Origin of the sequence: Massilia sp. Leaf139 (assembly GCF_001424165.1) — a bacterium.
Lineage (GTDB): Bacteria > Pseudomonadota > Gammaproteobacteria > Burkholderiales > Burkholderiaceae_D > Telluria.
In genome coordinates this window covers 65010-90095 of the sequence record NZ_LMOJ01000022.1, presented here as the reverse complement: position 1 = coordinate 90095, position 25086 = coordinate 65010, and the positions used below count along the sequence as shown (strand labels likewise).

Below are 25086 nucleotides of genomic sequence, written 5' to 3'. Positions count from 1 at the left end.
CGCCCGTAACGCGGGCATGCCCGCCCTACGCTGAAATATTATTTCAATGGCAGCGTATCAATGAAATTTTATTTCACACAGGCAGCGCTCAGGAAACCGGCGCGAAGCGCGGCACCAGCAACCCGTCGACCTCGATCAGCTCGAAGAAGACCGATTTCGGCCGCGCCCAGACCGAACCGTCGTGGGCGCGGTAGATGATCATGGGCGTGAGATCGGACTCGAGCGTGGCCTCGCAAACCAGCTCGTAGAGACCGCCCTTGTAATGCCGGTACTGGATCAAGCCGGCACCCTCAAGCCTGCTCGGCCGTGGCCTTCTGCTTCTTCTTGAGGCCCTGGATGACCTTCAGCACGCCTTCGATGCCGGCGCTGTCGTCGAGGTCGCTGAACGCGTCGAGCACCTCGTTGAGCACGCGGTTGCGCACGGCGGCTTCGTCCGGCTGGACGGCCTTGGCGCCGTCGAACTTCGACGGGGCGGCGTCGGCGGCGTCAGCGGCCTTGGCGCCATGCGCCAGTGCGGCTTGCCAGATGACCCAGCGGCGCTGGGTTTCGTAGACGAGGTATTCCTCGGGCTTGTCTTCACGGCGACGAACGATGTGGCCATCGCGCTGGGCCCATGCTTCAAATGCACTGCGCATCTCTGTCCTTTTCATATGGGTACGGATACTCGCTATCGAAACAGCAATATTTCACCATAGTACCATTTCATTTCCAAAAGCTTTGCACGAATGAATCTCAATCGTGCGCTGCCATGGTTGCGGTCGGCAACTGCCGTCCAATTGGAATACTACAGCGCGAGTTATGCAAAAACAACTGAATATTCCTTATGAGTAACTATAAGGATTGTGACATCTTATACCGCAGTTGTTACATATTGCTAGAACTAATTATCTTCAATAGGGTCGCCTGTGCGTAATTACAATGGATTTTAAACCACAAAATTGTTGTCATGGCACTTGGCTTGTAATTTACACAAACAAAATACAACGCTCCGGGCTGCTGCGGCGGGAAGGAAAAGTTGCGGGAATTGCTTTCAGCAAGGATACTGCGCGCACTTGCGGTGGAAGACCGCCGCTTTTCATTTTATAAACGCGCCGACATGAAAATAGCAACCTGGAACGTCAATTCGCTGAAAGTACGCCTCCCCCACTTGCTGCGCTGGCTGGAAGCGAATCCGGTTGACGTGCTCTGCCTTCAAGAGACCAAGCTCACCGACGATAAGTTCCCTCTTTCGGAAATTAACGCAGCCGGTTATCAGGTCGCCTATACCGGCCAGAAAACCTATAACGGCGTCGCCATCCTGTCGCGTTTTCCGATCCTGGACGTGGTGAAGAACAATCCCCGTTTCGAAGACGAGCAGCAGCGCATCATCGCCGCCACCATCGAAGGCGTGCGTTTCGTCTGCGCATATATCCCGAACGGCCAGGCGGTCGATTCCGATAAATACGTCTACAAGCTGGCCTGGCTGAAAGCCCTGCACGAATGGCTGGGCGAGGAAATGCGCGCGCATCCGCAACTGGCCCTGCTGGGCGATTACAACATCGCGCCCGAAGACCGCGACGTCCACGACCCGGTCGAATGGGCGGGCCAGATCCACTGCTCCGAGCGCGAACGCGCGGCCATGGCGGCCCTGGTCGACCTCGGGCTGACCGATTCCTTCCGCCTGTTCGAGCAGCCGGAAAAGCAGTACAGCTGGTGGGATTACCGGATGCTGGGTTTCCGCCGCAACCGCGGGCTGCGGATCGATCACATCCTGCTGTCGAGCGCGTTGGCCAAGCGCTGCACGGCCTGCGTCATCGACCGCGAGCCAAGGAAGTGGGAGCAGCCGTCGGATCACACGCCGGTGATTGCCACCATCGAATGATGTAGGGGTGATCGAGGCCAATGGCCTCGATCACGGTTTCATCGGGCGCCCCGTGCCCACCATGTGCAAGCGTCACATCGGCGCATCGTTCGGTGGGCACGGGGCGCCCACCCTACGCAGCCAGCAGCGCCCTCGCCGCACCGGCATCCAGCGCCCGCGCGAACAGCCAGCCCTGCACATACTGGCAGCCGTAATCGCGCAGCAGCGCCAGCTGCTCCTCGTTCTCCACGCCCTCGGCCACCACCTGCAGTTGCAGGCTGTTCGCCAGCGCCATCACGGCCGCGACGATGGCGCGATCCTCGCTGCCCGCTTCCAGCTCGCGGATGAAGGCGCGGTCGATCTTGATCTTCCGAACCGGGAAGCGCTTCAGGTAGGCCAGGCTCGAATACCCGGTGCCGAAGTCGTCGATCGACAGGCGCATGCCCATGCGGTTGATCTGGTCGAGGATCTCGAGCGTCTGCTCGCCGTGCTGCATCAGCGCGGTCTCGGTGATCTCGAACTCGACCAGGGCCGGGTCGATCCCGGTCTCGTCGACGATGCGCTTGATCGAGGCCACCAGCGCGCGGTGCATGAACTGGCGCGCCGACAGGTTGATCGCAAGCGGCACCGGCGCCAGGCCGGCGCGCTGCCATTCCATGCTCTGTTCGCAGGCGCGCCGGATCACCCATTCGCCGACCGGCACGATCATGCCGTTTTCTTCCAGCGTCGGGATGAAATCGTCGGGCAGCACGAGGCCGCCGTTTTCCGCGTGCTCCGGCCGGCGCCAGCGCAGCAGCACTTCCAGCGCGTGCACGCGCCCGCTCTCCATGTCCATGATCGGCTGGTAGAAGGGCTCGAATTCGCCGTTGGCGAGCGCCTGGCGCAGATTCGATTCGAGGGCGAAGTGGCGGGCCGTCTCGCCGTTCATGCGCTCGGTGAAGAACTGGTAGTTGTTGCGTCCCGCCGCCTTGGCCTGGTACATGGCCGCGTCCGCGTGGCGCATCAGCAGATCGACGTCGCCGCCGTCGTCCGGATAGACGCAGATGCCGATCGAGGGCGAGATGTGCAGGCTGTGGCCCTCGAAACGCACCGGCGCGCCCAGCACCTCGATGATCTTGTCGCCAATGGCGCCGCACTCCTCAAGCGTGCCCACGCCCGGCACCAGCACCACGAACTCGTCGCCGCCCAGGCGCGCCACGGTGTCGCTGGCGCGCACGGCCTGGCACAGGCGGCTCGCCACTTCCTTCAGCAGGAAGTCGCCGGTCGCGTGGCCGAGCGAATCGTTGATGGTCTTGAAGCGATCCAGGTCGAGGAACATCACCGCCAGGCGCGTGCCGGCGCGCTGCGCGGCCAGGATCGCCTGCTGCAGGCGGTCGGCCAGCAGCGCGCGGTTGGGCAGGCCGGTCAGGCTGTCGTGGTAGGCCATGTGGTGCACGCGCGCCTCGGCCTGGCGCCGCTCGACGATCTCGTCCTGCAGCAGCGCATTCGCGCCGGCCAGTTCGGCCGTGCGCGCGGCCACGCGCAATTCGAGTTCGTCGCGCGCGCGGCGCACGGCGTCGCCCGCCTCGTGCTGCGCCGTGACGTCGTCGACCAGCCACAGGCTGCGACCGCCCGGATCGTTCTGGTCGAAGGGGCGGCCCGACAGGCGGCCCCAGAAGGTCGTGCCGTCGCTGCGCGCCAGCAGGCGCTCGCTGACCGAGACGCGCCCGGCCGCGAAATCGCGCGCCGTGTCCAGGCGCGCCGCCTGCCAGCCGTCCGCATCCGGATACAGCGAGCGGATCGACATGCCCGTCATGCTGCCCGGCCCGCGGCCGAAGAGTTCCTCCATCTTGCGGTTGCCGTGCAGGGTGTGGCCGTTCTCGACGACGGCGATGCCGAGCACCGCGGTATCGAAGATCGCCTGGTTTTCCTGCAGCGCCTCGCGCAGCTGCTGCTCGTCGCGGCGCTGGCGCGTTCTGTCCTCGGCGATCCAGACGAAGCCCTGCGTCAGGTCGTCCGGATTGACCGGGTAGCCGATCACCTTGGCCCAGATCGGCGTGCCGTCCTTTTTCACGAGCCGCACTTCGGCCTCGTAGGTGCGCCCGGCGGCGAACAGCGCATAGGCCGGGCCGGCGATGCGCGCAAAGGCGTCGGGGTCGGGATGCAGGCGCTGCACCGGCAGGCCCTCGCATTCGCCGGGGCCGTAGCCGAACAGTTCGAGAAAGCCGGCATTGCAGCGGCGGATGCGCTGTTCGCGCGTGAACATGATCGCCAGCGAGGCGTTGTTCATCAGCGCCTGCAATTCGCGCCGTGCCTGGCGCGTTTCGCTGACGTCCTCGATGATCCAGATGGTGCCGGCTTCGCGCCGCCCGGGCACCACGGCGCCGGCGCGCACGCGCGCCCAGAAGGCCGAGCCGTCGCGGCGCCGGAAGCGGCAGTCGTTCTTCTCGTAGATCAGGCCTTGCGCCAGCGCGGCGAAGGCTTCGTCGCGGAAGGCGTGGTAGTCCTCCTGCGAGGCGAACATCTCGCCGGCGTCGCGGTCGGCCAGTTCCTCGACGCTGTAGCCGATCATCTGCGCCAGGCGCGGATTGCACTCCTTGAGCAGGCCCGGCTTGGTGAAGACGATGCCGACCGGCGCATGGTCGAGGATCGCCCGCTGCTCGCGCATGGTGGTGCGCAGCGCGGCCTGGCTGCGTTCCCAGGCACTGAGATCGGTGAACAGGAAGAGCGCGCCGGGTGCGCCTTGTTCGAGCGGCAGCGGCTTGGCGCGCACTTCGACGGCGACTTCCTCGCCCTTCACGCTGAGCGCGCTGCGCCAGCGCTGCTCGCCTTCGACGGCAGCCGCCAGCGCGGCGCCGGCCTGCTGCGCCGCCTCGCCCGCGAACAGGTCGAGCAGCGGACGTCCCTGCGGCGATTCGCCGGCAAGGGCTGCCATCTCGGCGTTGGCCGCGACGACGATGCCGGCCGCGTCGCAAGCGCAGGCCGGCGCCGGCATCAGGGCCAGCGTCAGGCGCAACGCGTCCGCCACGCTTGCGGGTTTGCTCGAAATTCTGTCCATGCCCTTCCCATCCCTTCAGGCGGCCTCTCGAACGGGCCGTTTAATGTTGCATGGATGATAAACCAGCGCGCGGGGAATCTCTACAGCGACAATACAAAAAGCCCGGCGGCTGCACGGGGCAGCGGCCGGGCCGGCGCGCAGGCGCAGGCTCAGAAGGCGTCGCCCGGCACCCGCACCCAGCCTTCCATCAGCACGCGCGCGCTGCGGCTCATCACGGCCTTGGTGACGCTCCACTGCCCGTTGGCCTCGGTCGCCGCGGCGCCGACGCGCAGGGTGCCGGACGGGTGGCCGAAGCGCACCACCTCCAGCTTGCCGCCGCCGGCCGCCAGGTTGACCAGGGTGCCCGGAATGGCGGCCGCCGTGCCGATGGCCACGGCCGCCGTGCCCATCATCGCGTGGTGGAGTTTGCCCATCGAGAGTGCGCGCACGAGCAGGTCGATATCGCCCGCTGCGACCTGCTTGCCGCTCGACGCCGAGTAATCGCGCGCGGGCGCAACAAAAGCCACCTTCGGCGTGTGCTGGCGCGCGGCCGCCTCGCCTGTATCCTTGATCAGGCCCATGCGCACGGCGCCGTGGGCACGGATGGTTTCGAACATGGCCAGCGCGCGCGGGTCGCCATTGATCGCGTCCTGCAGTTCGGTGCCGGTATAGCCGATGTCTTCGGCGTTGACGAAGATGGTCGGGATGCCGGCGTTGATCATGGTCGCCTTGAGCGTGCCGAGGCCGGGCACGTCGAGGTCGTCGACCAGGTTCCCGGTCGGGAACATCGCCCCTCCACCGCCCTCCTCCTCGGCCGCCGGATCCATGAATTCGAGCTGCACTTCGGCCGCCGGGAAGGTCACGCCGTCGAGTTCGAAGTCGCCGGTTTCCTGCACCATGCCGTCGACGATGGGCACGTGGGCATTGATCGTCTTGCCGATGTTGGCCTGCCAGATGCGCACCAGCGCCATGCCGTTCTCGGGAATGCGCTCGCGCTCGACCAGGCCGGCGTGGATCGCGAAGGAGCCGACGGCCGAAGACAGGTTGCCGCAGTTGCCGCTCCAGTCGACGAAAGGCTTGTCGATCGAGACCTGGCCGAACAGGTAGTCGACGTCGTGCTCCGCGCGGGTGCTCTTGGCGACGATCACGGCCTTGCTGGTGCTGGAGGTGGCGCCGCCCATGCCGTCGATCTGCTTGCCGTAGGGGTCGGGGCTGCCGATCACGCGCATGAGCAGCTTGTCGCGGGCCATGCCGGGGACACGGGCCGCTTCGGGCAAGTCGTCGAGGCGGAAGAAGACGCCTTTCGAGGTGCCGCCACGCATGTAGGTGGCGGGGATTTTGATTTGGGGTTGGTGTGGCATTTTTATGATTCCAATTGATAGCGCAGATCGGAGAGACCTAGGGTGGGCGGCAGAGCCGCCCACCCTACGGGTCTGCGCCTGCGTCTCGACTCAGGCGGCGACCTTGGACGACGCCAGGAAGTCCTGCGCGAAACGCTGCAGCACGCCGCCAGCCTCGTAGATCGACACCTCTTCGGCCGTATCGAGGCGGCAGGTCACCGGCACCTCGATGCGCTCGCCGCTGCGGCGGTTGATCACCAGGCGCAAGGTCGCGCGCGGAGTGCGCTCGCCGAGCACGTCATAGGTCTCGGTGCCGTCCAGGCCCAGGGTCAGGCGGTTCACGCCCGGCATGAATTCCAGCGGCAGCACGCCCATGCCGACCAGGTTCGTGCGGTGGATGCGCTCGAAGCCTTCGGCCACGATCGCTTCCACGCCTGCCAGGCGCACGCCCTTGGCCGCCCAATCGCGCGAGGAACCCTGGCCGTAGTCGGCGCCGGCAATCACGATCAGCGGCTGCTTGCGCTCCATGTAGGTCTCGATCGCTTCCCACATGCGCGTCACCTGCCCTTCGGGTTCGATGCGCGCCAGCGAACCAGCGCGGACACTACCGTCCGGATTGCGCACCATCTCGTTCTTCAGGGTCGGATTCGCGAAGGTCGCGCGCTGCGCCGTGAGGTGGTCGCCGCGGTGGGTCGCATACGAGTTGAAGTCCTCTTCCGGCAGGCCCATCTTGAAGAGGTATTCGCCGGCAGCGCTGTCCATCATGATCGCGTTCGAGGGCGACAGGTGGTCGGTCGTGATGTTGTCACCGAGGACAGCCAGCGCGCGCATGCCGCTCAGGCTACGCTCGCCTGCGAGCGCGCCTTCCCAGTAGGGCGGACGGCGGATATAGGTGCTCATTTCGCGCCAGTCGTACAGCGGGCTGACCTGCTCGCCGTCGTCGGCCACGCGCGCGAACATCGGCGTGTACACCTTGCGGAACTGCTCGGGCTTCACGCTCTGCTCGATGACGGCGTCGATCTCCTCGTCGCTCGGCCAGATGTCGGCCAGCTTCACCGGATTGCCTTGCGCGTCCGTACCCAGCACGTCCTTCTCGATGTCGAAGCGGATCGTGCCGGCAATCGCATACGCGATGACCAGCGGCGGCGAGGCCAGGAAGGCCTGCTTCGCATACGGGTGGATGCGGCCGTCGAAGTTGCGGTTGCCCGACAGGACGGCGGTCGCGTACAGGTCGCGCGCGATGATCTCCTGCTGGATGACGGGGTCGAGCGCGCCGCTCATGCCGTTGCAGGTGGTGCAGGCAAAGGCGACGACGCCGAAGCCCAGCTTTTCCATTTCCGGCAGCAGGCCCGCTTCTTCCAGGTACAGCGAGACCGCTTTCGAGCCTGGCGCCAGCGAGGACTTGACCCAGGGCTTGCGCTGCAGGCCCAGCTTGTTGGCATTGCGTGCGATGAGGCCCGCCGCGATCATGTTGCGCGGATTGTTGGTGTTGGTGCAGCTGGTGATGGCGGCGATGATGACGGCGCCGTCCGGCATCTTGCCTGGTTCGTTTTCCACCACGCCTGAAATCCCGCGCGCGGCCAGTTCCGATGTCGGCACGCGCTTGTGCGGATTTGACGGGCCGGCGATGTTGCGCACCACGGTGGACAAATCGAAGCGCAGCACGCGCTCGTAGTCCACGTTCGTGAGCGTATCGGCCCACAGGCCCGTTTCCTTCGCATAGTCCTCGACCAGCTTGACCTGCTCGTCTTCGCGGCCGGTGAGGCGCAGGTACTTGATGGTCTGCTCGTCGATGTAGAACATCGCGGCCGTGGCGCCGAATTCCGGCGCCATGTTCGAGATCGTGGCGCGGTCGCCCAGGGTCAGGTTCGAGGCGCCTGCGCCGAAGAACTCGAGGTAGGTCGAGACGACTTTCGAGGCGCGCAGGAACTCGGTCAGCGCCAGCACCACGTCGGTGGCGGTGATACCGGGCTGCGGCTTGCCGGTCAGCTCGACGCCGACGATGTCCGGCAGGCGCATGTAGGAGGCGCGCCCCAGCATGACGCTCTCGGCTTCCAGGCCGCCCACGCCGATGGCGATCACGCCGAGCGCGTTGACCATCGGGGTGTGCGAGTCGGTGCCGACCAGGGTATCCGGGAAGGCGACGCCGTCCTTCACCTGCACCACGGGCGACATGCGCTCGAGGTTAATCTGGTGCAGGATGCCGTTCCCGGGCGGGATCACGTCGACGTTCTGGAAGGCCTTTTTCGTCCACTCGATGAAGTGAAAGCGGTCTTCGTTGCGGCGATCCTCGATGGCGCGGTTCTTGGCGAAGGCGTCCGGGTCGAAGCCGCCGCATTCGACGGCCAGCGAGTGGTCGACCACGAGCTGGGTCGGCACCACCGGGTTCACCAGGGCCGGGTTGCCGCCCTCTTGCGCGATGGCGTCGCGCAGGCCGGCCAGGTCGACCAGGGCGGTCTGGCCCAGGATGTCGTGGCAGACCACGCGCGCCGGGAACCAGGGAAAGTCGAGGTCGCGCTTGCGCTCGATGAGCTGCTTGAGCGAGGGCACCAGGGCCATCGGCTCGCAGCGGCGCACCAGGTTCTCGGCCAGCACGCGCGAGGTGTACGGGAGCCCATCCCAGGCGCCGGCCTGAATGTCTTCGACGGCTTGGCGCGCATCGAAGTAATGCAGGTTGGTGCCGTGCAGGGGTTTGCGGTATGCGTTGTTCATTTCAGGCTTCTATATTGACTTACCGATTCAGGTACGGTCGGCGATCGGCACGAACTGCAGGTCTTCAGGGCCGACATAGTTCGCGCTCGGACGGATGATCTTGTTGTCGATGCGCTGCTCGATGATGTGCGCGGCCCAGCCGGAGGTGCGCGAGATGACGAACAGCGGCGTGAACATGGCGGTCGGCACGCCCATCATGTGGTACGACACGGCCGAGAACCAGTCCAGGTTCGGGAACATCTTCTTGACTTCCCACATGACCGATTCGAGGCGCTCGGCGATGTCGAACATCTTCATCGAGCCGGCGCTCTGCGACAGCGAGCGCGCCACTTCCTTGATGACGACGTTGCGCGGATCCGAGATGGTGTAGACCGGGTGGCCGAAGCCGATCACAACTTCCTTGTTGGCCACGCGGTTGCGGATGTCGGCTTCGGCTTCGTCGGCGTTTTCGTAGCGCTTCTGGATGTCGAGCGCGACTTCGTTGGCGCCGCCGTGCTTCGGGCCGCGCAGCGCGCCGATGGCGCCGGTGATGGCCGAGTGCATGTCGGAACCGGTGCCGGCGATGACGCGCGCGGTGAAGGTCGAGGCATTGAATTCGTGTTCCGCGTACAGGATCAGCGAGGTGTGCATCGCGCGCACCCACTCTTGCGGCGGCGTGGTGCCGTGCAGCAGGTGCAGGAAGTGGCCACCGATCGAATCGTCGTCGGTCTCGGTTTCGATGCGCTTGCCGTTATGGCTGTAGTGGTGCCAGTACAGCAGCATCGAGCCGAAGGAAGCCATGAGGCGGTCGGCGATGTCGCGCGCGCCGGCGATATTGTGGTCGTCCTTTTCCGGCAGCGCGCAGCCCAGCGCCGAGACGCCGGTACGCATCACGTCCATCGGGTGGCTGCCGGCCGGCAGCGCTTCCAGCGCGAGCTTGACCGCTTGCGGCAGGCCGCGCAGCATCTTCAGTTTGGCCTTGTAGCCTTTCAGTTCGGCGGCGGTCGGCAGCTTGCCGTGCACCAGCAGATAGGCGATTTCTTCGAATTCGCAGGAGGTGGCGACGTCGAGGATGTCGTAGCCGCGGTAGTGCAGGTCGTTGCCCGACTTGCCCACCGAGCACAGGGCCGTGTTACCGGCGGCGACACCCGAGAGGGCGACGGATTTTTTTGGCTTGAATGCTGGGGCTTGTTCAGTCATGGTGGTCTCCTGTGCGATGTCTTGAATTCGGTATCGGTTATTTGGTTTTTTGTGCGGCGAACAGCGCGTCGAGCTTCTGCTCGAAGTCGTGGTAGCCGATGCGTTCGTACAGTTCGGCGCGGGTCTGCATGGTGTCGACCACGGCCTGCTGGCTGCCGTCGCGGCGAATCGCAGTGTAGACGTTTTCGGCCGCCTTGTTCATGGCGCGGAAGGCCGACAGCGGATACAGCACGATGCCGACGTCGGCCGTCTTCAGTTCCTCGACCGTGAACAGCGGGGTCGAGCCGAATTCGGTGATGTTGGCCAGGATCGGCACGCCGACGGCTTTCGCGAAGCGCGAGTACATGGCCAGGTCGGTCATCGCTTCCGGGAACACCATGTCGGCGCCGGCTTCGACGCAGGCCACCGCCCGCTCGATCGCCGCGTCGATGCCTTCGACAGCCAGCGCATCGGTACGCGCCATGATCACGAAGTTCTCGTCGGTGCGGGCGTCCACTGCCGCCTTGATGCGGTCGACCATCTCCCCTTTCGAGACGATTTCCTTGCCCGGACGGTGGCCGCAGCGCTTGGCGCCGACCTGGTCTTCGATGTGCATCGCGGCGGCGCCGAACTTGATCATCGATTTGACGGTGCGGGCGACATTGAAAGCCGAGGAACCGAAGCCGGTATCGACGTCGACCAGCAGCGGCAGGTCGCATACGTCGGTGATGCGGCGCACGTCGGTCAGCACATCGTCCAGGTTCGAGATGCCGAGATCGGGCAGGCCGAGCGAGCCGGCCGCGACGCCGCCGCCAGACAGGTAAATGGCCTTGAAGCCGGCGCGCTTGGCCAGCAGCGCGTGGTTGGCATTGATGGCGCCGACAACTTGCAGCGGGGATTCTTCTTGGACGGCTTTGCGGAAAGCGGCGCCTGCGGATTGGATCATGGGGTCTCCTGGGTGAATCGAGGGATGAATGCAGGCTATATTGCAAGGAGCGTGCCAGTTCTCGTCAGAGCGTTGGACAGGGTCGATTCGACATCGTTTCAAGCACTTAGCACTGCAGCTGCTCATCCTTGAGACGGCACAATGTTGCGTCTTTCGTTTCAGATGAAACAGATGAAACACCATTGAAGTAGAATTGCAACATGCGTCCCTTTTCCCCTCCCCCGCAAGACCTCGACAAGCCCGTGATCTGGACGGTGTCCGTCTCGCGCCTGTCCGACCTGTTCCGCGACATTACGCTCGAGTACGACCACCTGGCCAGTATCGAACCGATCGACCTTGGCTTCGACGAGGCGGCGCGCCATATTCGGGAGCGCATGGCGACCGAGCGCTGCGACGTGGTGATCGCCGCCGGTTCCAACGGCGCCTATCTGAAGGGGCGCGTCTCGGCGCCGGTGATCGTGGCCAAGGCCAGCGGCTACGACGTGATGGGAGCGCTGGCACGGGCGCGCAAGGTGTCCAGCCGCATCGGCCTCATCAGCTACCAGCAGCCCTTGCCGGAACTGGCGGAGTTCAGCGCCGCCTTCGGTTTGAGCGTCGCCCAGCGCAGCTACGTGACGCGCGAGGATGCGCGCGCGGCGATGGACGAGATGAAGGCAACCGGCATCGAAGTCATCGTCGGCGCCGGCATGATCACCGACCTGGCCGAGGAAGCCGGCTTGACGGGCATCTTCCTGTATTCGGCGGCCTCGATCCGCCAGGCCTTCGACGACGCGCTGGAGCTGGCGCGCCTGACCCAGCTGGAAGCGAACCGCATCCGGCGCGGGCCGGCCAACGAGTCGCGGCGCGCGCGGCGCGGCCTGAACGATCTGCGCGGCGACTCCGACGCGATGGAACGCCTGCGCCAGACCGTGGTGCTGTATGCGCGCTCGCCGGCGACGGTGCTGATCAATGGCGAGACCGGCAGCGGCAAGGAACTCGTCGCCCAGGCCATCCACCGCGAAGGCCCGCGCAGTCTGGGCGCGAACCGGCCCTTCGTCGCGGTGAATTGCGGCGCGATCGCCGAGTCGCTGCTCGAATCGGAACTCTTCGGCCACGAGGAAGGCGCCTTCACGGGCGCGCGCCGCGGCGGCCACGCCGGCCTGTTCGAGGCGGCCAACCGCGGCACCCTGTTCCTGGACGAGATCGGCGAGATGCCGCTGGCCTTGCAGACCCGCTTGCTGCGGGTGCTGGAAGAACGCGAAGTGATGCGGGTGGGCGGCACGCGCCCGGTGCCGATCGACGTACGCGTGATCAGCGCCACTCACTGCGACCTGGAAAGCCGGGTGCGCGAAGGCCGCTTCCGCGCCGACCTGTTCTACCGGCTAGCCGTGCTGCGCCTGGCGCTGCCGCCGCTGCGCGCGCGTCCGCTCGATATCGTGCCACTGGCCGAATGGTCGCTCAAGCAGGCGCTGGCCGCGCTCGGGGCGAAGCCGCATCCGAACCTGCATGCCGAGATCCAGGCCTGCGCACCGCTGCTGCTGGGCCATGGCTGGCCGGGAAATGTGCGCGAGCTGCGCAACCTGATGGAACGCCTGGCGCTGTTCCTGGCGGCCGAACCGCTGCAGGCGCTGACGCCGAATTTTCTGCTGGGGATTGCGCCGGAGCTGGAGGGAGACCGTAGCGCAGTTGCGCCGCCGGCGACACAGGTGGAGATGCCGGCGGCGCAGCCTGCCGGCGAAAGCATCGCCGCCGTGCTGGCCCGTTTCGGCGGCCAGCGCGACGCCGCCGCGCGACACCTCGGCATCAGCCGCACCACGCTGTGGCGGCGGCTGAAAGCCGGCACCTAATTAAGAGCGCCTAACAACACTTCCATAGCTGCGTTGCAGCTCCTTGCCGTACAGGCGTACTGTCTTCGTCGCTGCGCCTTGCTCTGAAAGCGTTGTCAGGCGCTCTGAGTGTTGCTGCGCACGCAGGTCACGTAGGCCTTGTTCTCTTTCGGGTAGGCGTTCGACGCGCCGCTCGTCAGGTTGACGGCGAAGTGGCTGTCGGCCGTGCCGCCGGCCGTGGCCGTCCAGGCGTCGCCGTTGGCCCAGCCTTTACCCGCCAGCATGCCCGAGCTGACCAGCGCCGCCAGCTCGAACTGGCTCGGCAGCTTCCAGCCGTTCATGTTCTGGATCTTGGTGTTCGTGCAGTAGCTATTTGCCTCGGCCCAGGTCAATGCGCCCATGGCCGGCATCCAGGTCACCCCTTCGCGCACCACGTACGATTCGGTGGCGGCCGGAATCACGCACTGGCCGCCCTGGTTGACCTGCGGCAGCACACACTCGCGCTTCGCCACCGTCAGCACCGCGCTCGTCGAAGTCGGGTTGTAGCTGCCCAGCTCGCCCTGGCGCGCCGTGATGGTGGCGACGCCGGCCGCGACGACCGTCACGGTGTCGCCGGCGATGGTCGCGACCCTGTCGTCGCTGCTCTGGTAACTGAAGGCGGCCGGGCTCTTCGAGGTCGGCGCGGTCAGCTTGAACGGCGGGTCGCCTTCGGTCTTGTTGATCGCGGGGAAGGGGCCGAGCGGGACGCCGTCGTCGCTGCCGCCGCAGGCGGACAGGAGGAGCAGCAGGCAGCTGGCACCAAGGGCAAGAAGTCGTTTCGTGGTCATGGATGTGGGCCGGAAAAAGTAGTGCTTCAGTATAACAGTTGCACTCGGAGCAATTGACTAAATTTTATGTCGCCAGCGCGCGGATAGAGCGCAAAGGAGCGCGCCAAGACTACCGCCCGGGCCCGCGCGCGCGACTGAGGAAGCGCACAGGAGCGCATATGAATTCGCGTTTATCTTCGTTCCGGGAACCCCGATTCGGGTGCTAAGGTGGCGCCCCGATGACGGCAAGAAAGCGCCATCACGGTTCGTACCAGTCAACACATGGCGCCGCGAAGCGCCGTACCATCGTCGTTTACAGAGCCCGTGCTCTGAGGCCGGGTGCTCATCTGCGCCCGCTTATCCGCGTTCCCGGCGCCCACAAGGCGCCTTCCTGGAGGCATCATGCAACGCCCAATGCAACATGCGTCTCAAGCGGCAATCTTCTCTTTAATCGGCAACACCCCGCTCGTGCAAGTCACCCGCATGGACACCGGCCCATGCCAGCTGTTCCTCAAGCTGGAATCGCAGAACCCCGGCGGCTCGATCAAGGATCGAATCGGCCGCGCCATGATCGAGCAGGCCGAACGCGACGGCAGCCTGCAACCCGGCGGCACCGTGGTCGAGGCCACCGCCGGGAATACCGGCCTCGGCCTGGCCCTGGTCGCCCGCATCAAGGGCTATCGCGTGGTGCTGGTCGTGCCCGACAAGATGGCCGCCGAAAAAATCCTGCACCTTAAGGCGCTGGGCGCCGAGATCCACCTCACCCGTTCCGACGTCGGCAAGGGCCATCCCGAGTACTACCAGGATGTCGCCGCGCGCCTGGCGCGCGAGATTCCCGGCGCCTGGTTCGCCGACCAGTTCAACAACCCCGCCAACCCGCGCGCCCACGAGACCACGACCGGCCCGGAACTGTGGGAACAGTCCAGCCACGAGCTCGATGCGATCGTCGTCGGCGTCGGCTCCTCCGGCACCCTCACCGGCCTGTCGGCCTATTTCGCGCGCGTCCAGCCCGATCTCGAATTCGTCTTGGCCGACCCGAAGGGCTCGATCCTGGCCGACTACATCAACACCGGGCACCTGGCGAAAGAAGCCGGCTCCTGGGCGGTGGAAGGCATCGGCGAAGACTTCATTCCCGGCATCGCCGACCTGTCGCGCGTGAAAAGCGCGTATACGGTCACCGACGAGGAAAGTTTCGGCACCGCGCGCGCTCTCTTGCAGCACGAAGGCATCCTGGCCGGCTCGTCGACCGGCACCCTGCTCGCCGCCGCCCTGAAATACTGCCGCGCGCAGACCAGCCCGAAGCGCGTCGCCACCTTTGTCTGCGACACCGGCACGCGCTACCTCACCAAGGTCTACAGCGACGGCTGGATGGTCGACCAGGGCCTGCTGCAGCGGCCGAAAACGGGCGACCTGCGCGACCTGATCGGACGCCGCTTCGACGCCGGCGAGGTCGTCACCGTCGCCCCCGGCGACACCCTGCTCACCGCCTTCAACCGCATGCGTTCGAGCGACCTGGCCCAGCTGCCGGTCGTCGAGCGCAACCGCCTGGTCGGCATCATCGACGAATCCGACCTGCTGCTGCATGTAACGCAAGAGGCGGCGCGCTTCCAGACACCCGTTTCCAGCACCATGACGGCGCAGCTGCAAACCCTGCCGCCCACGGCCAGCATGGCCCAGCTGCGCGACATCCTCGACCGCGGCCTGACCGCCGTGATCGCCGACGGCGAGCGCTTCTATGGCCTGATCACCCGCTTCGACCTTCTCAACCATCTGCGCAGGACTTTATCGTGACCGACTCCAACTACAAGCTGCACCTGGCCACCCGCGTCATCCACGGCGGCCAGGCGCCCGAACCCGCCACCGGCGCCGTCATGCCGCCCGTGTTCCTGACCTCGACCTTTGCCCAGGAAAGCCCGGGCGTGCACAAGGGCCTCGACTACGGCCGCTCGCACAATCCGACACGCTGGGCACTCGAGCGCTGCGTGGCCGACATCGAAAGCGGCAGCGCCGCCTTTGCCTTCGCCTCGGGCCTGGCGGCGATTTCGGCGGTGCTGGAATTGCTGCCGGCCGGTTCGCACATCGTCGCCGGCGACGACATGTACGGCGGCACCTACCGCCTGTTCGAACGCGTGCGCCGCCACAGCGCCGGCCACCGCTTCACCTATGTGAACCTGGCCGATCCGGATGCGCTGGCGGCTGCGATCACGGCGGACACACGCCTGGTCTGGGTCGAGACGCCGACCAACCCGATGCTCAAACTGGCCGACCTGGCGGCCATCGCTACGCTCTGCCGCGCGCGCGGCATCGTCTCCGTCTGCGACAACACCTTCGCCAGCCCGATCAACCAGCGTCCCCTGGAGCTGGGCATCGACATCGTCGTCCACTCGACCACCAAGTACATGAACGGCCATTCGGACGTGATCGGCGGCGTGGCGGTGGTCGGCAATGCGCCGCGGCACGCCGAGCTGCGCGAACGGCTCGGCTTCATCCAGAACGCGGTCGGCGCCATCCAGGGGCCCTTCGACAGCTTCCTGGTGCTCCGCGGGATCAAGACGCTGGCGCTGCGCGTCGAGCGCAGCAATGCCAACGCGCTGGCGCTGGCGCAGTGGCTGGAACGCGAGCCGAAGGTCGGCAAGGTGTTTTATCCGGGGCTGGAGACGCATCCCCAGCATGCGCTGGCGCGGCGCCAGATGAGCGGTTTCGGCGGGATCGTCTCGATCGAACTGGCCTCCGACCTGGCCGGTGCGCGGCGCTTCCTGGAGAGCTGCCGCGTGTTCACCCTGGCCGAAAGCCTGGGCGGCGTGGAGAGCCTGATCGAGCACCCGGCCCTGATGACGCATGCGACGATTCCGCCGGCGCAGCGCGCGGAGCTGGGGATCAGCGATACCCTGATCCGGCTCTCGGTCGGCGTCGAGCACCTGGAAGACCAGCGCGCCGACCTGCGGCGCGCGCTCGAAACGGTGTAGCGGGCATTCAGGCCAGCGCCGGTACGCGTGGAGCAGCACGCTGCTGGCGCAGCTGGAAGGTACCGACCAGCCGCGCCAGCGCCGCCGCCTGTTCGCGCATCGATTCGGCCGCGGCGGCCGCTTCCTCGACCATGGCGGCGTTCTGCTGGGTCGACAGGTCGATTTCGGCGAGCGCCCTGCCCACCTTGCCGACGCCGTCCGCCTGCAGCTCGCTGGCGCCATGGATCGCACCCAGCAGCGTGGCGACTTCCTGTACTTTGCCCAGCACGGCGCGCATGGTGTCGCCGGCGCCTTCGGCGATCCCGGTGCCGGCCTCGATCTCGCCCGCCGACGCGCCGATCAGCTGCTTGATCTGCTTGGCGGCGCCGGCCGAATGCTGGGCCAGGTTGCGCACTTCCGCCGCGACGACGGCAAAGCCCCTGCCTTCCGCACCGGCGCGCGCGGCTTCGACGGCAGCGTTCAGAGCCAGGATGTTGGTCTGGAAGGCGATGCTGTCAATCATGCCGGTGATATCGACGATCTTGTCGGCCGAGGCCTTGATGGCGCCCATGCGCGCCACCAGTTGCGCCACGGCCGCGGCCCCTTCTCCCGCCACCGTGGTGGCCGACTGCGCCAGCAGGTTGGCCTCGCGCGCGCTGTCGTTGTTGCTGGCGATCGCAGCGGTCAGCGCTTCCATGGCCTGGACGGTCTGGCGCAAGGCGCCGGCCTGGCGCTCGGTGCGCTGCGAGAGATCCTGGTTGCCGGCGGCGATTTCGCCCGATGCGGCATCGATGCCATGCGCGCCGCGCAGCACCTCGGTCACGGTGGCGGACACGCCGCCGGTCATGCCGTTCAGGGCGTCGAACAGGCGCCCGAGTTCATCGCCGCGGCGGTGCGCGATCAGCGGCCGCAGGTCGCCGCGGGCCACGTCCTCGGCCAGGCTGACGGCCTGCTGCAGCGGAACGACGACGCTGCGGGTGAGCAGCCAGCCGAGCGCGGCGCCGGCCGCCAGGGCAAGCGCGCCGAGCGCCAGCAGCAGCACGCGGCTGAACGCCGAGGTGCTGGCCGAGTCGTCCGCCAGCGCATGCGCCGCATCCGCCTGGTGCCGCAGCAGCTTCCCGAGGCTGGCGGTGTAGCGCAGGAATGCGGGTTCCAGCGCGCGCGTCACCAGCTCTTCCGCTTCCTGGGTACGGCCGATGTCCTTTGCCTTGAAGACCGACGCCGTCGCCATTGCGAACGCCGCCTTGTCTTCGCCCGCCGCGCGCAGCAGCGCCCCTTCTTCGACCGACGCGGGCAGCGCGCGGATACGGGTCTCGATCCGCGCCGCCTCGCGTTCGCCGTCCGCCAATTGCGCCTTGTACAGGTCGGCCAGTTCGAGACTGTCGCTGCGCGCGACCGACATCACGCGCAGGCCGTTCAGGCGCGCGACGCCGAGCAGGTCGGAGGCAAGCTGCTGCTTGGCCAGCTTGTCCTGCACCAGGTCGCGCGTGATGGTATCGAGCGCGTGCATGCGCCACAGGGCGACGCAGGTGATGAGGACGATGAGGAGGGAGACGAGGAAGAAGGAACCAAGGATCTTGGTGCCGGTCTGGGGCTTGGAGAGAGACATGCAGGTCATGGTGGGTGGCGATGACCGGCATTGTGATTGGGCAATATTACGGGTTCATGAATGGCAGGCGATGTGCACGCGACGAGAACGCGTGGGCTCTCCGAGCCCACCCTACATCACGCGGGATCACCGGGTGAAACCATGCGGCCTCACCCGATGCTGCCAACACCGCTTACCGCTTGATCGCCGGAATCGCCGCCGGCTTCCACGGCTTGACCGGCTGCTCCTTCATCTTCTTCTCCAGCAGCTCGAGCGCCACTTCCAGCTGGCGGTCGCGGCCGGCGAAGGTCTCGTGCGGCAGGTTGTCGACCTCGACGTCGGGGGTCACGCCCACGCCTTCGATCAGCCACTCGCCGTCGGCCCCGAACTGGCCGTTCTCGGCCACGCGCGCCATGCCGTTGTCGAGCAGGCCGTTGCCATCGCTGAGCCAGACGCCGGCGCCGGCCGTGCGCTTGCCGACCAGCGGGCCGAGCTTCAGCGCCTTGACGCCTGCCGCGAAGGTCTCGCCGTCCGAATAGGTCAGCTCGTCCATCAGCACCACCAGGTGGCCGCGGAAGGTATTCTGCATGTTCGAATACGGCTGCTTGCCGTTCGAGGCCCAGAAGGCCCAGGAGCGGCGCAGCAGCTTCTCGATGATCCAGCTGTCGATGTTGCCGCCGTTATTGCGGCGTACGTCGATCACCAGGCCTTCCTTGTTGATGTTGGCATAGAAGTCGCGCGCAAAGGCGTTGATGTCGCGCGCCACCATCGCGCGCAGGTGCAGGTAGCCGATCTTCCCTTTCGAGCTGGCCTCGACCTGCTGCGCCCTGCCCTGCTCCCAGTCGGCATAGCGCAGGCTGGCGTGGCGCGCCATCGTGGCCGGGGTGACGATCACCGCGCGCGCCTTGCCATTGGCGCCCTTCACGTTCAGCAGCACCTGCTTGCCGGCCGTGTCGAGCAGCAGGTCGGCGATGTCGCGCGCCTCCAGCAGCGACTTGCCGTTCACCGCCGTGATGATCTCGCCTTCCTTGACGTCGACGTCGGGCGCTGCCAGCGGCCCCGCTTCCGACGGCAGCTCCGGCTCGCTGCGATACACACGGTCGACGCGGTAGCCCTCAGGCGTGCGTGTCAGCACGGCGCCCAGGCTGGCCGGCGTGCCTTCGGCGGCCGCGCGGCGCACGTCGCCCGGACGGATCTGCGAGTGCAGCGCGCCGACCTCGCCCACCATCATGCCCAGCACGTCGTCCAGCTCAGCGCGGTCGGTCACGCGCTCGACCAGCGGCGCATAGCGGGTGCGCACGGCGTTCCAGTCGACGCCGCGCATCTTGGCGTCGTAGAGGAAGTCGCGGTGCATGCGCCAGGCGTCGTTGAACATCTGCTTCCATTCCAGGCGCGGGTTCGACGTCACCGCCCAGTCGTCGATCTTGACCTTCGCCTTGGAGAGATCGGCGGGCGCCTTGGCGCCGGCGTCGACGATCAGCATGTCGCCCGGCGTGCCCTTGGCGAAAGTGCGATAGTAGACGTGCTTGCGGTCGGTCGACAGGCCGAACTCGCGCACATTGGTCACGAACGTCTCCGGCTGCGGCGCGCTGCGCGTGATCGCCAGGGTTTTCAAGGTTCCCTTGGCGGCTTCGTCGTCGCCCGCTTCGAGCAGGTAGAGGCGCTTGTCGTCGACCGCCAGCGCGCGGTAGTTGCCGGGTGCGACCGGCACTTCGTAGAGGCGCTCGCGCAGGCCGCTGTAGGCGATCGGCGGCGTCGGCCCTTTCGGCTTCTCGGTGCCGGCGGCGGCGACCGCGGCGGCGGTGGCCGCGGCGACGGCGCCGTTCTTGTCGCCACTCGCGTCATCGGTCGCTTTGACGGCCGCCTTCGCCGCCGCTTCGGGCGACTTCTCTTCCGGCTTGGTCAGCTCGTCCTCGGGCTTGAAGGGGAAGCGTACATCGGCTTGCAGCGCCAGCGCATACACGCCGACGCGCTTGTCGAACACCGGGCCCATGTTACGGTCGCCCCAGGGTGAGGCGTTGCCGAGGTTGAAGTGGCGCGCCGAGAGGAAGTACAGCCATTTGCCGTCGGGAGAAAACGCCGGCGAGCTGGCCTCGTAGCGGTCGGTCGTCACAAAACTGGTCTTGCGCGTCGCAAGGTTGAACATGCCGATCTGGTCGCGCCGTTCCAGGCTGCCGACGCGCACGAAGGCCAGGTTGCGGCTGTCCGGCGACCACACCACCTGATCCGAGGGGTCGAGCCCTTCGAGACCCGCGTCGTCGATGACGACATTGGCCTTGGTGGCCAGGTCGAGCAGCCAGGTGCGGCCCTTCTTGTCGGTGTGGGCGAGCCATTTGCCGTCGGGCGACGGGTACAGGTTGCGGCGGTGGCTGGCGCCGTCCGTCGTCAGGCGCTCGCCGTGGCCGGAACCGTTGGCGGCGTAGCGCCAGATCTCGTTCTCGCCGCTGGTGTCGGCGATGGCATATACCCATTTATCGTCGTGGCTGAAGACGGCGGCGCGCGCGCGTGCGCCTTCGGGCACCGCGATCTCGACGCGGCGCTGGCTGCCGGTGCCGGCGATGGTGACGCGGCCGCGCGCGGTCAGCACGATGCGCTCGGCCTTGGCGGCCACCTCGATGCTGCTCAACGCCTCGAGCGGCGACTTCACGCGGCGCATGCGCTGCTGGTCGAAGTCGGACAGCAGGGTCGCCTTCAGGAGCGTGTCTGCGCCGCCCGCGAGGTCGAACACGCGCAGGTCGGCCCCGAGCTGGTAGGCGATACGGCCGTCGCCCAGCGAGGCCGTGCGCACGTCCCATTCCTTGTGCTGGGTAAGCTGGCGCCGGTCGCTGCCGTCGGGGTTCGATGACCAGAGGTTGTCGGCGCCGCCGGCGTCGCTGATGAAGTACAGGCGGCCCTTCCACCACATGGCGCGCCGGTTGTTGGCGTTGTCGCCCTTGAACACCGGTTCCGCCTCGCGCTTGGCATCGAGGTCGAAGCGCCACAGTTGCGCGTGCGCCCCGCCGCGGTAGGACTTGACGTTATCGTTGGTCATGGACAAGCCCATGCGCGTGAAGAACACGGTGCGGCCGCTGTCGTCGAGCACGGCGTCGTTGGCGTCGGCCAGCGGCAGCACGCGCCGCTTCAGGCTGGCCGGGTCGAGCGCCGCGACGACGCGGTGCTTGGCCGGCCCGGTCGAATTCTCGGTGCTGACCAGCACCTCGCCCTGCGCCGTCCAGCCGAGCACCGTGACGCCGCCGTTTTCGAAGGTGATCCGCTTCGGCAGGCCGCCCTCGAGCGGCATCACATACGCTTCCTGGGCGCCTTCGTAGGAGGCGGCGAAGGCGACGAACTTGCCGTCGTGCGAGATCGCCGCATGGGTCTCGGCGGACGGATGCGTGGTCAGGCGCGTGGCCTTGCCGCCGTTCGTCGTGGTGCGCCAGAGGTCGCCCTCGGCGGTGAAGACGACGGTATCGCCGCGCACCGCGGGGAAACGGAAGTAGGGATCGGCGGCGAGGGCCTGGCTGCCAATCAGGGCGAGCGAGAGCGCGAGGATGGTGCGGGAAACATTCATGGTCACGACGGCAGAGTTTGCTAGGGAGCATGAGTTTGCCATAGCGCGCTGCCGGGTTGGCGTCCATACATGCAAATAAAACGGCCGCGTAGCGTGGACGAAAAAAAACCGCGCACGAGGCGCGGTTTTTGGGGCTGACCGAATTTACTCGATCTCGACCGTCTCTGCCGGGGCCGGCGGCGGCAGTGCGTCGCCCTCCGGGAACTCGAGCATGACGTCGTCCTTCTCGTTCAGGTCGACCGTGACGCGTCCGCCGTTCACCAGGCGGCCGAACAGCAGCTCGTCGGCCAGGGCCTTGCGGATCATGTCCTGGATCAGGCGCGACATCGGACGGGCGCCCATCTGCGGATCGAAGCCCTTCGAGCCGAGGAACTTGCGCAGCTTCTCGGTGAAGATGGCTTCCACCTTCTTCTCGTGCAGCTGCTCTTCCAGCTGCATCAGGAACTTGTCCACGACGCGCAGGATGATTTCCTCGTCCAGCGCGCGGAAGCTGATGATCGCGTCCAGGCGGTTGCGGAACTCCGGCGTGAACATGCGCTTGATGTCGGCCATCTCGTCGCCCTGGGCACGCGCATCGACGAAGCCCACCGAGCGCTTGGTCAGGCTCTCGGCGCCCGCGTTCGTGGTCATGATGATGATCACGTTGCGGAAGTCGGCCTTGCGTCCGTTGTTGTCGGTCAGCGTACCGTGATCCATCACCTGCAGCAGGATATTGAAAATGTCCGGATGGGCCTTTTCGATCTCGTCCAGCAGCAGCACCGCGTGCGGCTTCTTGGTGATGGCTTCTGTCAGCAGACCGCCCTGGTCGAAGCCGACATAGCCCGGCGGCGCACCGATCAGGCGCGACACGGCGTGGCGCTCCATGTACTCCGACATGTCGAACCGGATCAGCTCGATGCCGAGGATGAAGGCGAGCTGCTTGGCCACCTCGGTCTTGCCGACGCCGGTCGGGCCGGAGAACAGGAAGGAGCCGATCGGCTTGTCCTGCTTGCCCAAGCCGGCCCGCGCCATCTTGATGGCCGAGGCCAGCGCATCGATCGCGGGATCCTGGCCGAAGACGACGTTGCGCAAGTCGCGGTCGATCGTCTGCAGCTTGCTGCGGTCGTCCTGGTTGACCGTCTGCGGTGGGATACGCGCGATCTTGGCGATGATTTCCTCGATCTCGGTCTTGCCGATGGTTTTCTTCTGCTTCGACTTCGGCAGGATGCGCTGGGCCGCGCCGGCTTCGTCGATGACGTCGATCGCCTTGTCAGGCAGGTGACGGTCGTTGATGAAGCGCGCCGCCAGTTCGGCCGCGGTCGAGAGTGCCGACGACGAATACTTCACGCCGTGGTGTTCTTCGAAGCGCGACTTCAGGCCACGCAGGATCTGCACGGTCTGCTCGACCGACGGCTCGTTCACGTCCACCTTCTGGAAGCGGCGGGACAGCGCATGATCCTTCTCGAACACGCCGCGGAATTCCGTGAACGTGGTCGCGCCGATGCACTTCAATTGGCCGTTGGCGAGCGCAGGTTTCAGCAGGTTCGATGCGTCGAGCGTGCCGCCCGATGCCGAACCGGCGCCGATGATCGTGTGGATCTCGTCGATGAACAGGATGCCGTTCGGCGTGTCCTTCAATTGCTTGAGGACGGCCTTCAGGCGCTGTTCGAAGTCGCCGCGGTACTTGGTGCCGGCCAGCAGCGCACCCATGTCGAGCGAGAACACGACGGCGTTCTGCAGGATCTCGGGCACGTCTTCCTGGACGATGCGCCATGCCAGGCCTTCCGCGATCGCGGTCTTGCCGACACCGGCTTCGCCGACCAGCAGCGGGTTGTTCTTGCGGCGGCGGCAGAGGATCTGGATCACGCGATCGACTTCCTCTTCGCGCCCGATCAACGGATCGATCTTGCCGTCGGCAGCGGCCTTGTTCAGGTTCTGGGTGAACTGGTCGAGCGGGCTCTCTTTCGTCGCGCCTTCGACCTGCGCTTCTTCCACGCCTTCGGACGCCTTCTGGCTGTCGATCTGCTGGTCCTTGCGCACGCCGTGCGAAATGAAATTGACCACGTCCAGACGCGTCACGCCCTGCTGGTGCAGGTAGTAGACGGCGTGCGAGTCCTTCTCGCCGAAGATCGCGACGAGCACGTTGGCGCCCGTGACTTCCTTCTTGCCGTTCGAAGCCGACTGCACGTGCATGATCGCACGCTGGATCACGCGCTGGAATCCGAGCGTCGGCTGGGTGTCGACCTCGCCCGTGCCCGGCACGGTCGGGGTGTTATCACCGATAAAATTGGTCAGGGTCTTGCGCAGGTCATCGATATTGACCGCGCATGCACGCAGGACTTCCGCGGCCGAGGGATTGTCGAGGAGCGCAAGCAGCAGGTGCTCCACGGTAATGAACTCGTGCCGTGCCTGTCGAGCTTCGACAAAGGCCATGTGTAGGGATACTTCAAGTTCCTGCGCAATCATACTTCCTCCATCACGCACTGCAGGGGATGCCCCGCCTTGCGCGCATGCGTTAAGACAAACTCCACTTTGGTACACGCTATATCTTTGGAAAACACGCCGCACACCCCTTTACCATGTCGGTGTACGGAAAGCATGATCTGCGTCGCCGTCTCGCGGTCCTTGTTGAAATACTCCTGAATGATTGCCACCACAAATTCCATCGGTGTGTAGTCATCATTCAGCAACGCCACCTGATACAGGGGCGGTGGTTTTACGACTTGCCGCTCCAGCAGCTGTTCGGTATCGTGCTTGGTTGCCATGGGCGTATTCTAAAGCGTTCCAGGATGATGCAATGCGTAAATATCATTCAATGCGGTCAGATCAATGCGATCGGATCACGCGGATCCCACCCCATCTACCGGCTCACTTCGACTCGCCTTCATCTTACTTGTTTTCCGTTGAAAGCGCAGATGGCGTTCCGATTGCGGAAATCAAGAGCTGGCTTCATAGGAGTATGCATATGGTATGAAAAAATTAACAACAGTCGCATCAAAGGGCTTGACTTCGAATTCTAGTCCATCAACAATGCAACTATTGACATGTACTTATGTACTTGTTGATAAGAAGTGAGCAGGCTGAGGAGGGGGCAAGAAGCTTCTTGCTTTTATGGCTCGTGTGATTTGTTTATATTTGAAAGTTCTTTTATGGCAACTGGTACTGTTAAGTGGTTCAATGATTCCAAAGGCTTTGGCTTCATCACTCCAGATGACGGCGGCGAGGATCTGTTCGCGCATTTCTCCGCAATCAACATGAACGGTTTTAAGACCCTCAAAGAAGGTCAGAAAGTCCAATTCGAAGTCACGCAAGGCCCTAAAGGCAAGCAAGCTTCCAACATCCAGGGCATGTAATACGGCCCTCGGAAGCGAGAAACCCCGCCATACGCGGGGTTTTTTTTC

17 protein-coding genes are annotated in these 25086 nt (G+C 65.7%); 5 read left to right on the top strand and 12 right to left on the bottom strand.

Annotated elements, in window-relative coordinates; genetic code table 11:
* Positions 1–88: 88 nt before the first annotated feature.
* Both ASF77_RS11800 and ASF77_RS11795 read right to left on the bottom strand, forming a co-directional pair.
* The gene (locus tag ASF77_RS11800) at positions 89–277 is read right to left on the bottom strand and encodes a DUF1653 domain-containing protein (protein ID WP_056340342.1); all 189 of its coding nucleotides are present in this window, start codon (positions 275–277) and stop codon (positions 89–91) included.
* Positions 278–290: 13 nt separating this feature from the next.
* On the bottom strand, positions 291–635 hold the full coding sequence (locus ASF77_RS11795; protein WP_056339277.1) for a hypothetical protein: 345 nt from the start codon (positions 633–635) through the stop codon (positions 291–293).
* 461 nt (positions 636–1096) lie between these two features.
* Here ASF77_RS11795 and xth point away from each other — a divergent pair, with 461 nt between their 5' ends.
* On the top strand, positions 1097–1861 hold the full coding sequence (gene xth, locus ASF77_RS11790; protein ID WP_056340339.1) for an exodeoxyribonuclease III: 765 nt from the start codon (positions 1097–1099) through the stop codon (positions 1859–1861).
* 112 nt (positions 1862–1973) lie between these two features.
* Here the strand turns inward: xth and ASF77_RS11785 are convergent, their stop codons facing one another.
* From ASF77_RS11785 to prpB, 5 genes are all read right to left on the bottom strand, one after another.
* Positions 1974–4877, bottom strand: coding sequence for an EAL domain-containing protein (locus ASF77_RS11785; protein WP_156648866.1), 2904 nt, complete (start codon positions 4875–4877; stop codon positions 1974–1976).
* A 149-nt stretch (positions 4878–5026) separates the two neighbouring features.
* Positions 5027–6217 (bottom strand): 2-methylaconitate cis-trans isomerase PrpF, encoded by a 1191-nt coding sequence (gene prpF / locus ASF77_RS11780; protein WP_056339273.1) that lies wholly within the window; start codon positions 6215–6217, stop codon positions 5027–5029.
* Positions 6218–6307: 90 nt separating this feature from the next.
* Positions 6308–8908 carry a Fe/S-dependent 2-methylisocitrate dehydratase AcnD gene (gene acnD / locus ASF77_RS11775; protein ID WP_056339271.1) on the bottom strand — a complete coding sequence of 867 codons (2601 nt, stop codon included), beginning with the start codon at positions 8906–8908 and terminating at the stop codon, positions 6308–6310.
* A 27-nt stretch (positions 8909–8935) separates the two neighbouring features.
* On the bottom strand, positions 8936–10087 hold the full coding sequence (gene prpC / locus ASF77_RS11770; protein ID WP_056339269.1) for a 2-methylcitrate synthase: 1152 nt from the start codon (positions 10085–10087) through the stop codon (positions 8936–8938).
* Positions 10088–10124: 37 nt separating this feature from the next.
* The gene (gene prpB / locus ASF77_RS11765) at positions 10125–11012 is read right to left on the bottom strand and encodes a methylisocitrate lyase (protein WP_056339268.1); all 888 of its coding nucleotides are present in this window, start codon (positions 11010–11012) and stop codon (positions 10125–10127) included.
* 200 nt (positions 11013–11212) lie between these two features.
* Here prpB and prpR point away from each other — a divergent pair, with 200 nt between their 5' ends.
* Positions 11213–12838: a propionate catabolism operon regulatory protein PrpR gene (prpR, locus tag ASF77_RS11760; RefSeq protein ID WP_056339265.1), complete on the top strand. Its 1626-nt coding sequence runs from the start codon at positions 11213–11215 to the stop codon at positions 12836–12838.
* 95 nt (positions 12839–12933) lie between these two features.
* Here the strand turns inward: prpR and ASF77_RS11755 are convergent, their stop codons facing one another.
* A complete protein-coding gene (locus ASF77_RS11755; protein WP_056339263.1) occupies positions 12934–13644 on the bottom strand; it encodes a DUF1566 domain-containing protein in 711 nt (236 codons plus the stop codon).
* A 393-nt stretch (positions 13645–14037) separates the two neighbouring features.
* Here ASF77_RS11755 and ASF77_RS11750 point away from each other — a divergent pair, with 393 nt between their 5' ends.
* Together ASF77_RS11750 and ASF77_RS11745 are read left to right on the top strand one after the other, a co-directional pair.
* Positions 14038–15414 carry a cystathionine beta-synthase gene (locus ASF77_RS11750; RefSeq protein WP_056339261.1) on the top strand — a complete coding sequence of 459 codons (1377 nt, stop codon included), beginning with the start codon at positions 14038–14040 and terminating at the stop codon, positions 15412–15414.
* Complete coding sequence (locus ASF77_RS11745) at positions 15411–16589, top strand: PLP-dependent aspartate aminotransferase family protein (protein WP_056339258.1); 1179 nt, start codon at positions 15411–15413, stop codon at positions 16587–16589. Before ASF77_RS11750 ends, ASF77_RS11745 begins: the two co-directional genes overlap by 4 nt.
* 7 nt (positions 16590–16596) lie before the next feature.
* Here ASF77_RS11745 and ASF77_RS11740 read toward each other — a convergent pair whose 3' ends face one another.
* The 4 genes from ASF77_RS11740 to clpS all read right to left on the bottom strand — a co-directional run bounded on the left by ASF77_RS11740 (position 16597) and on the right by clpS (position 24450).
* Positions 16597–18177 (bottom strand): methyl-accepting chemotaxis protein, encoded by a 1581-nt coding sequence (locus tag ASF77_RS11740; RefSeq protein WP_056340335.1) that lies wholly within the window; start codon positions 18175–18177, stop codon positions 16597–16599.
* Positions 18178–18349: 172 nt separating this feature from the next.
* The gene (locus tag ASF77_RS11735; RefSeq protein WP_056339256.1) at positions 18350–21706 is read right to left on the bottom strand and encodes a S41 family peptidase; all 3357 of its coding nucleotides are present in this window, start codon (positions 21704–21706) and stop codon (positions 18350–18352) included.
* 144 nt (positions 21707–21850) lie between these two features.
* A complete protein-coding gene (gene clpA / locus ASF77_RS11730; RefSeq protein WP_056339254.1) occupies positions 21851–24151 on the bottom strand; it encodes an ATP-dependent Clp protease ATP-binding subunit ClpA in 2301 nt (766 codons plus the stop codon).
* Complete coding sequence (clpS, locus tag ASF77_RS11725; protein ID WP_056339252.1) at positions 24148–24450, bottom strand: ATP-dependent Clp protease adapter ClpS; 303 nt, start codon at positions 24448–24450, stop codon at positions 24148–24150. Before clpS ends, clpA begins: the two co-directional genes overlap by 4 nt.
* A 384-nt stretch (positions 24451–24834) precedes the next feature.
* Here clpS and ASF77_RS11720 point away from each other — a divergent pair, with 384 nt between their 5' ends.
* Complete coding sequence (locus ASF77_RS11720; RefSeq protein WP_020653506.1) at positions 24835–25038, top strand: cold-shock protein; 204 nt, start codon at positions 24835–24837, stop codon at positions 25036–25038.
* Positions 25039–25086: the final 48 nt, after the last annotated feature.